This is a genomic window from Marinitenerispora sediminis (assembly GCF_003336425.1).
GTDB lineage: Bacteria > Actinomycetota > Actinomycetes > Streptosporangiales > Streptosporangiaceae > Marinitenerispora > Marinitenerispora sediminis.
This window is the reverse complement of sequence record NZ_QEIO01000174.1, coordinates 1-9,772: the sequence shown is the minus strand read 5'-3', so window position 1 is coordinate 9,772 and position 9,772 is coordinate 1. Positions and strand designations below refer to the sequence as shown.

Here is a 9,772-nt window from a genome sequence, read left to right as displayed (position 1 = left end):
CCCCACGGTCGGTTCCGAATCGGGCGTGCGGCCAGCGCGGCGCGGGGAGGGCGGTACCGGTTCGATGGCCGGCGGCCGGTGCGCGCCGGGGCGCCGCCTGCGGGGGTCCCCGGAGCGGCCCGGCCGGGGTGGCAGCGGGACGGCCCCGGGACGGGCGTCGGCGGGCGGGTGCGGGCGGGCGCTCGCCCGCACCCGCCCGCGGTGCGCTGCCGGGTCAGATCCCGTGGCGGCTCGCGCCGAGGACGCGCTCGCTCGCCTCGCGCTCCATCGCCGCGGAGAACGGCGCGCGCCGCGCGGCGACCGCCCGGCGGGTCTCCTCCGCGATGAGGTCGGCGTTGAGGGCGCCCGCGGCGCGGACCGCCGCGGCGGCGGAGCCGATGACCTGCTCCACGGGGCTGGCCACGTTGCCCGCGACCCAGACGCCCGGCACCGCCGTCCTCCCGGTGGCGTCCGCCGCGATGTGGCGGCCGATCACCGCGCCATCGCGCTCCAGGGCGACCGGGCGCAGGCCGAGGGGGGCGAGGAATCCGGCGCGGGGCGCGAGACCCGGTGCCACGGCCAGCGCCTGGCAGGCGAGGACCGTGCCACCGGCCAGCCGCACCCCGCTCAGCCGGCCGCCCTCGGTCTCCAGCGCGGCGACCTCGCCGTCCACCACGGCCACGCCGCGGGCGGCGAGCTGCTCGTACTCCTCCTCCGCCGGCTCCGGCCCGGTGTGCAGGAAGAGGGTGACGTGCTCGCTCCACTGCCGCCACAGCAGCGCCTGGTGCACCGCGAGGGGGCCGGTGCCCAGGACCCCGATCGCCTGGTCGCGGACCTCCCAGCCGTGGCAGTAGGGGCAGTGCAGGACGTCGGTGCCCCACAGCGCGGCGAGGCCGGGCACCGGCGGCAGCTCGTCGGCCAGCCCGGTCGCCACCAGCAGCCGCGCCGCGCGGACCTCGCGGCCGTCGGCGAGGACGACCCGGAACTCCTCGCCGGCGCGCTGCACGGACACCACGGTGCCCTCCGCGAACTCCCCGCCGTAACGGCGGACCTCCTCCCGCCCCGCGGCGAGCAGCTCACCCGGCGGCGTGCCCTCCCGCCCCAGGTAGACGTGCACCCCGCCGGCCGGGGCGTTGCGCGGCCGCCCGTCGTCCACGACCAGGACCGAGCGCCGCGCCCGGCCCAGGGTCAGTGCGCCGCTCAACCCGGCGGCTCCGCCGCCGATCACCACGGCCTCGTATCTCCGGCCACCGCCGCCGGGGGCCGCCGCCTCGGGTACCACCTGTCCGTTCATCTGCTACCTCCGTTCGCCGGCAACCCTGCGCGATCGCGGCGAACGATGGCAACAGACGTTGCCAGAACGGCAACACGGCGACGCCGGCGAGCCTTGACCGTCCGGTGTCCGGGGGCGGGGTTTCACGCTCCCGGGCCCGGGCAGCGGTGGCCTCGCCGCGGACCACGCAAGCGCGTCCCGCCCGCGCCCGGGCGCGCCGGGCGCGCCGCGGCCGCCGACCAGGAAGGAGAGCACATGGAGGACATCGGAACGGCGGAGCTGAACGGCGCGGAGGGGTCGGCGAGCCGGCCCGGCCCCACCGGCACCGCCGTGCGCGGCCGGCTGCTGTGGTACCACGACGACCCGTTCGTCCGGCCGCCCGCCCAGTGCCGGACGCACGTGCGGGACGGCCTGCTCGTCTGCGCGGACGGCAGGATCACCTACTCGGGGCCCTACGACGCGGCCCGGGTCCCGCCCGGCTACCGGCTGACCCGCTACGACGACCGCCACCTCATCATCCCCGGCTTCGTCGACACCCACGTCCACAGCACCCAGACCAACATCATCGCCGCGCACGGCGCCAAGCTCATCGAGTGGCTGGAACGCTACATCTATCCGGAGGAGCTGCGCTTCAGCGACCGGACCCCGCAGGACCGGGCCTACACCGACGAGATCGCGAAGCTGTTCTGCGACGAGCTCCTGCGCAACGGCACCACCACGGCGCTGGTGCACTGCGCCACGCATTCGTACTCGGTCGAGTCGCTGTTCCGCGAGGCCGCGGGCCGGCGGATGCGCATCGCGGCCGGGAAGGTGCTGATGGACCGGGGCGAGCGGATCCCCGAGGACCTCCTCGACCCCGACGTCGGCACCGCCATGCGCCAGACCGAGCAGCTCATCTCGGACTGGCACGAGCGGACGGACAACCGGCTGGTCTACGCCATCACCCCCCGCTTCGCGGTGGTGTGCAGCGACGACATGCTCCGGGAGGCCGGGCGGCTCTGGGCGCGCTACCGGCGCAGGGGCGTCCTCATGCAGACCCACATCGCCGAGAACCCCGACGAGGTCTACAAGGTCCGCGAACTCTTCCCCGACCGCCGGGACTACCTCGACGTCTACGAGCACTACGGGCTCACCGACGCCGGGGCCGTGCTCGCGCACGGCGTGTACCTCAGCGATGACGAGATGGACCGCTGCCACGCCAGGCAGGCCGCCCTGTCGCACTGCCCCACCTCGAACCTGTTCCTCGGCAGCGGGAGGTTCAACCTGCGCGCGGCGAAACTTCCGCACCGGCCGCTCAGGGTGGGGCTCGGCACGGACGTCGGAGGCGGCACCAGCCACTCCCTGCTGACGACGATGAACGAGGCGTACAAGGTGGCCGCGCTCGGCGACTACACCCAGGTCACCGCCGAGCAGCTCTTCTACCTGGCGACGCTCGGCGGCGCCACCGCCATGGGGCTCCAGGACGCGGTGGGGACCCTGGAGGCGGGGTCGGAGGCGGACTTCGTGGTGCTCGACCTGGAGGCCACCCCGATCCTGGCCAAGCGGACGGAACGGCACCGGGACGACATCGGGGAGCTGCTGTTCTCGCTGGCGATGCTGGGCGACGACCGGATGGTGCGCGCCAGCTACGTGGACGGGCGGCTCGCCTACGAGCGGCGGCCGGAGAAGGAGAAGGAGTCGAAGTCCGAGTACGACCAGGTACGGTGCACCTCCTACGACTGGGCCGCGGAGAGCTGGCGGCCGAGCGTCGCCGTGGGCGGGAGGTCCAAGGGGGTCCCGGTCATCGACGCCTACGCCGGCGGCCTGCACTGCGTGTTCCGCGACGAGGGCGGAAACCTCCGGTCGGCGGTGTACGACGGCCGGTCCTGGAGCGTGCCCGCCACGCTGCCGCGGCCCTTCGTGGCGAGCAGCCCCACCATCGCCGCCTTCGACGGGAGCCTGCACGTCTTCAGCACCGAATCCGGTAGGGGCGAGGGGCTCCCCGTCGGCCACCGCTCCTTCCGGCGGGAGGACGGCGCGCCCGGTGAGGGCCGGTGGCACTACCACGGCGCGCTGCCCAAGGCGGCGACCCGGCGCCCGCCCGCCGCGGCGGCCTACGACGGAAGGCTCCGGGTCTTCTTCGTCGACACCGACCGGTGGCTGTGGTGGATGTCGCGGGGGACCGAGGAGAGCGGCGACGCGGCGTGGACGGACCCGGAGCGGCTGTGGCAGATGGACGGCAAGGACGCGTCGCTGACCGCCGCCCCCTACGCCGGCCACCTCTACGTGCTGTACAACAGCGCGGGCCTCAGCGCCCCGGTGAAGTGCGTGCGCTACGGCCCGCCGGCGGAGGGCGAGCCCGCCACCTGGCACGGGTACCAGGAGATCCCGCACACCCACGGGAGCTTCCAGCCCGGTGTGACGCCCTACAACGGACTGCTCTACGCCTGCGGGCACGGCGTCAACGCCCGGCCGAAGGTGTGGTCCACCGCGCGGGGCACCGAGAGCCCCGCGTGGGGGCCGCTCAGGCCGCTCCCCGGAACGTACTCCGCGGGGCAGCCCCGGATGACCGCCTTCCACGGGGACCTGTACTGCGTCTACACCGGCAAGGACTGAAGCCGGCCGCGGCCCGCCGGGGTGGACGCGGCACCGCCGGCGGGCCGGGCGGCCGACCGGCCCGCCGGCGCGCGCCCGGGGTGCTGGCCCCACCCGGCCAGGCCGGCCGGAGTGGCGGCAGCCGCGCGCGGGTACCTACCGCTTGGCCGCCGGGGACGAGCTCGGCGCGCCGGATCGGCAGCCCGGTGGGCGCTGGCGGGAGCGCCACCGCCGTAAAGGTCTCGACAACCACAATGCGGACATGATAATCATTTCCATCATGTTCCTCAGTTTCCCCCGACGCGTCCGACCCGGTGCCGTCGTCGCCGCTGCGCTGCTCCTGTCCGCCGGATGCGCGGCCGACCCCGGCGGACCGGCGGAGGAGCGGACCGAGGCGGTCGTCGACGCCGCCGCGCACCAGGCCACGGCGGTGGAGCCGGCGCTGACCGTCACCGACCCCCGTGGGACCGAGGTGTCCCTGGACGCCCCGCCCGAGAGCGTCGTCTGCCTCGTCGCCCTGTGCGACGACATCCTGCTGGAGCTGGGGCTGCGCCCGGCCGCGACGTCCAACCCGCAGATCCTCGCGCACGAGGGCTTCCTGGGGGAGGAGGCCGACGAGGTCCCGGTCGTCCCGGGCGGCTTCGGCAACGAGGACGTCGAGGCCATCACCCGCCTGGAGCCCGACCTCGTCATCGGCCTGGCCGGCTCGCACGAGGGGCTGGCGCCCGCGCTCGGCACCTCCACCACCGTCTGGCTCACCGACTCCCGGAGTTGGCAGGACTCCGTCGACTACCTGCGCGCCGCCGCGGCGCTGACCGGGCGGGGCGAGCAGCAGGCCGCCGCCGAGCAGCGGTTCTACGACGCCCTCGCCGACGCGCAGGCCACCGCCGCCGAGGAGGGCCTGGCCGAGCTCAAGCCGCTCGTCCTCTACGGCAGCGACGGCTCCTTCCAGGTCGACTCGCGGGGCTCCATCGTGGGCGGGCTGCTGGACCAGGTGTTCGACTACGACTGGGCGGACCGGGGCACCGGCGGCCACCAGGCCGGCGGCTCCGACTACAGCATGGAGGAGATCCTCGCCGGCGACCCCGACCTGATCTTCCTGGAGTCGTTCACCTTCTCGCCCGACGACGCCCCCCTCAGCGAGCAGTTCGCCGACGACCCCGTCTGGAACCGGATCGAGGCCGTGCGCGAGGACCGGGTCTACGAGGTGGACCTCGCCCCCTGGGCCACCGGACGCGGTACCCGCTCCCTGGGTATCGTGCTGGGCGACGCCGTCGACCTGGCGCGCCGGTGAGTGTGGCCGCCCGCCCCACCGGGCGCGCCACCGAGCGCCGGAGCGGCCCCGCCCGGCTCGCCTGGGCCCTCCCCGCGCTCCTGCTCGCCGCCGGCTGCGTTGCGGCGCTGTGCCTCGGGCGGCCGGTGATCGCGCCGGCCGCCCTGCCCCAGGCCCTCACCGACCCCGACTCGCTCACCGGGGTGGTCGTCCGGGAGATCCGGCTGCCCCGGATGCTGCTCGGCCTGTGCGCCGGCGTCGCACTGGGTAGCGCCGGCCTGCTGCTGCAGGAGGCGCTGCGCAACCCGCTGGCGGTCCCCGAACTGCTCGGCGTCTCGGCGGGGTCCGCCGCCGTGGTCGCCGCCGTCACCGTGTTCGGCCTCCCGGTGGCCGCCGCCGCGGTCCCCGGCCTCGCGCTGGCCGGCGGGATCGCGGGCGGCGGGGTCTGCCTGCTGGTGGCCCGCCGGGCCGGCAACGCCGCCGCCATGCTGCTCACCGGCGCCGCGGTCGCCGCCGCCCTCAACGGCGTCGTCTACGCCATCACCAGCATGGCCGACCAGTTCCAGCTCGGCCTGGTGTTCCGCTACGTCCTGGGCTCGCTGGTCGGCGCGGGCTGGCCCGAGCTGGCCATGATGGCGCCCTGGCTGGTGGTCGCCGCGCCGGCGCTGCTGTGCTGCCTGCCGCTGCTCGGCGTGCTGGGCCTGGGCGACGACGCCGCCGCGTCGCTCGGGCTGCACCCCGACCGCGCCCGGCTCGCGGTGCTCGCGGTCGCCGCGGTCCTGGTGTCGGTCGTGGTCGCGGCGTGCGGCCCGATCTCGTGGGTCGGGTTCCTGGCCCCCATGCTGGCGCGGGCGCTGCTGCCCTCGGCCACCCCGCGCGCCCGGCTGGGGTGGGCGGCGCTGCTGGGCGGCACCATCACGGTGCTCGCCGACCTCGCCGCGCGCACCGCCTTCCACCCGCTGGAGCTCCCGCTGGGCGCCTTCACGGGCACGGTCGGCATCGTCGGCGGCCTGCTCCTGCTGCGGGCCCGGGCGATCGCGGGGTCCGGATGAGCGCGGTGGCGGGCGCCGCGGGCGCCGTCGCGGTGGCCCGGGCGGCCCGCGGCCCGGCCGTGCGCTGCGCGGTGGCCTGCGCCGTGCTCGCGGCGGCGCTGGCGGTGTCGGTCGCGGGCCAGCTGGCGCTGGGGCGCGGGCTGGCGCTCGACGGCGTGTGGGCGGCGCTCACCCGGTCCGGAGCCGACCCCACCGGCGAGCACATCCTGTGGGCGCTGCGGATGCCGCGCGCCGCCGTCGCGGTGCTGGCCGGCGCCTGCCTGGGGGTCTCCGGTCTGCTCCTGCAGATCGCGCTGCGCAACCCGCTGGCGTCCCCGGAGCTCACCGGGGTGGGCGGCGGGGCCGTGCTCGGGGTGGTGGTCGCGCTGCGGCTGGGCGCCGTCGCCGGCCAGGCGGCGACCGCGGTGCTCGCCGCCATGGCGGGCGGCCTGGCCGGTGGCGGGCTGCTCTGGCTGCTGAGCGGCCGGCGCCGCACGGACCCGGTGTGGCTGACGATCAACGGCGTGCTGGTCGGCGTCGCGCTGTCCGGTGTCACGGCCGTGCTGCTGGTGCTCAGCCAGGCGGAGGCCGCCGGCGCGCTGCGGTGGCTGACCGGGTCGCTGACCGGTCTCACCGCCGACCACCTGCGGATGCTGGCGCCGTGGGCCGCGCTCGGCATCCTCTCCGCGTGGCTGCTCTCGCCGCTGCTGGCCGTCATGCAGGGCGGCGACGAGCACGCCGCCGCGGTGGGGCTCGCCGTCCGCCCGGCGCGGTTCGCCGCCCTGCTGTGCGCGGTGGTGCTGGCGGCCGCGGCGGTCGCGGTCGTGGGGGTCGTCGGATTCGTCGGGCTGATCGCGCCGCTGCTCGCCACCGCGGTCGTCGGCCGCGAGCCGCGGCTGCTCGTCCCGGTCACCGCGCTCGCCGGAGCGGTGGCGGTGTCCGCCGCCGACGCGGTCGCCCAGGCGGTGACCCTGCTGGTGCCGGCCGGCGCGGAGACCCAGCGGCTGGGGCTGCCGGCCGGCTCGGTGACCGCGGTGGCCGGGGCCGTCCTGCTCATCATCGCCGTTCGCCGGCAGCACACCCTGGGGGAGCGACCGTGACCGAGGAGTCCGTGATCGAGGAGTCCGCGACCGGGGCCGCCGCGCCGGCGGCGGCGGGCACGGCGGCCGAGACCGCCTTCGAGCTTCGCGACGTCACCTTCCACTACGACCGCAGGCCGGTGCTGCGCGGACTGAGTCTGCGCATCCGGCACGGCGAGACGGTGGCGCTGGTGGGCCGCAACGGGTGCGGCAAGAGCACGCTGCTCCGGCTGCTGGGCGGCATGGCGCGGCCGAGCGGTGGATCGGTGCTGCTGGACGGGCGCGACATCGCCGGCCTGGGGCGGCGGGCGACGGCGCGCCGCGTGGCGATCCTGCACCAGTCGCTGCCCCCGGTGCCCGGTATGACGGCCCGCCAACTGGTCCGGCAGGGCCGGTTCGCCCACCGGGGGGTCCTGGGGCTGCTGCGCGACGCCGAGGACGAGGTGACCCGGACGGCGATGGAGCGCGCCGGCGTCGCCGAACTGGCCGACCGCCCCCTGGAGACGCTGTCCGGCGGCGAGCGGCAGCGGGTCCGGCTGGCCCTCGCGCTCGCCCAGGACACCCGGATCCTGCTGCTGGACGAGCCGACGACCTACCTCGACGTCCGGCACCAGTTGGAGGTGATGGAACTGGTCCGCGCGTTCGCCGAGCGGCTCACCGTCGTGATGGTGCTGCACGACCTCGACCACGCCGCCCGCTACGCGGGCCGGCTGCTGGCGCTGCGCGACGGCCGGCTCGCCGCCGACGGCCCGCCGGCCGACGTGCTGAGCCCGGCGCTGCTGCGGGACGTCTTCGGCGTGGCGGGCCGGGTGCTCACCGACGAGCGGTACGGCACGCCCGTGTGCCGGCTCGACGCCCCGGTGTGACCCTCCCCGTGCGGGCCGCCGCCGGTGCCGGTGCCCGCACGGACTCCTCGACCGACGGGGCCTGTTCCCGTCGTGCCGCTCAGCGCGCCGTCCGGGCGGTCTCCGACGTGCTCTCCGGGGTGCCCCTCACCCTTGACGAGGGACCGGTCGGCTGGTCAGCGGCTGTAGTCGTCGGCTCGCGGTGTCCGGCGGCCGGGACCTGCTGGCGGGTGCGGGCCGGCCGTCCCCCGGCAGCGCGTGCGGCCCGGCGGTCCGGACCGGACCGGACCGCCGGGCCGGGGCGACGACGTCCGGATGATGGCGCCCGCCCATCCCTGGCGCCCCTCGCGACGGGGACCCATGGGCCGGCGGACCCGCGTCAGCGGTCCAGGGCGAATCCGGCCCGGGAGCCCTGCCGCGTCGTGCCTGGTGCGCACCGCACCCCGCTCCCGGCTTCGGGACGGGGTGCGCGCCGGACGCCGTGCCCGCCGCACCGGCACGGCGGGCACCGGCACCGCGGCGGACGCCGACCGGGCCCCGGTCCCCGCCGCCCAGCCGCGCGCAGCGGGAGAACGGCCATGACGGCCGGGACCCGCTCCGGCCTGCCGCTCGACACCCGCGCGTCCCGCCAACCGGGAACGCGGGCGCGGGGGACCGCCCCGCCGCGGGCCACCGGGCCGGACCGCCCTGTGTGATCAACTTGGCAGGGACGCGGAGCCGGCGGGGATCTGGAGGACGCCGCCCCAGGCCAGGCAGGGCGATCGCGGCGGTCGGGCAGGGCGGCTCGGAGCCCTGCCCGGCACCTGTCCAGGGGGCGCCGGGTTCCCCTGTATTGGAATCATCTTGCGGGGAAGCTAAGGTGGGGCTGGTCCGCCGCAGGTGAGGGGGCGGGCTGTCCGCCATGTGGTTGAAATTTCAACTATTTTGCATTCCGGCAAGACAAGGGGGCTCGCCATGAGCGAATCCGTGAAGCTCAGCGTCATCTACTACTCCGCCACCGGGGTCGGCACCACCATCGCCCGCGAGATCGCGGAGACCGCGGAGAAGGAGGGCGCCGAGGTCCGGCTGCGCAAGGCCGCCGAGCTCGCGCCGGCCGAGGCCATCGCGAGCAACCCGGCGTGGGCCGCCAACGTCGAGGCCACCGCCGACGTCGCCGAGGCCACGCCCGACGACATCGTGTGGGCCGACGCCGTCATCTTCGGCTCGCCCACCCGCTACGGCAACATCGCCGCCCAGCTCAAGCAGTTCATCGACACCCTCGGCCCGCAGTGGGCCCAGGGCCTGCTGGCCGACAAGGTGTACTCCGGCTTCACCTCCACCTCCACCGCCCACGGCGGCCAGGAGTCCACCCTGCTCGCGCTGTCCAACAGCTTCTACCACTTCGGCGGCATCATCGTGCCGCCCGGCTACACCGACCCCAGCAAGTTCGCCGACGGCAACCCCTACGGCACCTCCCACGTCGATGCCCAGGGCGGCAACCCGGTCGCCGACCAGACCCGCACCGCCGCCCAGGTGCAGACCCGGCGCGTCCTGCGGGTCGCCGCCGCGCTGACCGGCCGCGGCGCCTTCTAGGACGACCCCGGCCCGGGTCGGCGCCGCACCGCCGACCCGGGCGCGGTGACCACCTCCTGCCACCCCGCGCCCGGCCCTTGCGCCGGCCGCCCCAGGTGCCCGATGATCCGGGAACCGGGAGGTGGCGCCATGCCCGTGCCGAGTCC

General features: G+C 76.3%; 7 protein-coding genes. 6 read left to right on the top strand and 1 reads right to left on the bottom strand.

Going from position 1 to position 9,772, the window contains the following annotated elements; all coding sequences use genetic code 11:
• Positions 1–214: 214 nt before the first annotated feature.
• A complete protein-coding gene (locus DEF28_RS23395) occupies positions 215–1,273 on the bottom strand; it encodes an NAD(P)/FAD-dependent oxidoreductase (RefSeq protein WP_114400586.1) in 1,059 nt (352 codons plus the stop codon).
• Positions 1,274–1,507: 234 nt separating this feature from the next.
• Between DEF28_RS23395 and guaD the strand changes: the two genes are divergently transcribed.
• From guaD to wrbA, 6 genes are all read left to right on the top strand, one after another.
• Complete coding sequence (gene guaD, locus DEF28_RS23390) at positions 1,508–3,847, top strand: guanine deaminase (protein WP_114433721.1); 2,340 nt, start codon at positions 1,508–1,510, stop codon at positions 3,845–3,847.
• Positions 3,848–4,088: 241 nt separating this feature from the next.
• Positions 4,089–5,120 (top strand): ABC transporter substrate-binding protein, encoded by a 1,032-nt coding sequence (locus tag DEF28_RS23385; protein ID WP_199493475.1) that lies wholly within the window; start codon positions 4,089–4,091, stop codon positions 5,118–5,120.
• Positions 5,117–6,151: a FecCD family ABC transporter permease gene (locus tag DEF28_RS23380; RefSeq protein WP_199493473.1), complete on the top strand. Its 1,035-nt coding sequence runs from the start codon at positions 5,117–5,119 to the stop codon at positions 6,149–6,151. Before DEF28_RS23385 ends, DEF28_RS23380 begins: the two co-directional genes overlap by 4 nt.
• Positions 6,148–7,230, top strand: a complete 1,083-nt coding sequence (locus tag DEF28_RS23375) for an iron chelate uptake ABC transporter family permease subunit (protein WP_114400584.1) — start codon at positions 6,148–6,150, stop codon at positions 7,228–7,230. Before DEF28_RS23380 ends, DEF28_RS23375 begins: the two co-directional genes overlap by 4 nt.
• Complete coding sequence (locus DEF28_RS23370; protein ID WP_114400583.1) at positions 7,227–8,075, top strand: ABC transporter ATP-binding protein; 849 nt, start codon at positions 7,227–7,229, stop codon at positions 8,073–8,075. Before DEF28_RS23375 ends, DEF28_RS23370 begins: the two co-directional genes overlap by 4 nt.
• 933 nt (positions 8,076–9,008) lie before the next feature.
• A complete protein-coding gene (gene wrbA / locus DEF28_RS23365; protein WP_114400582.1) occupies positions 9,009–9,626 on the top strand; it encodes an NAD(P)H:quinone oxidoreductase in 618 nt (205 codons plus the stop codon).
• Positions 9,627–9,772 lie beyond the last annotated feature (146 nt).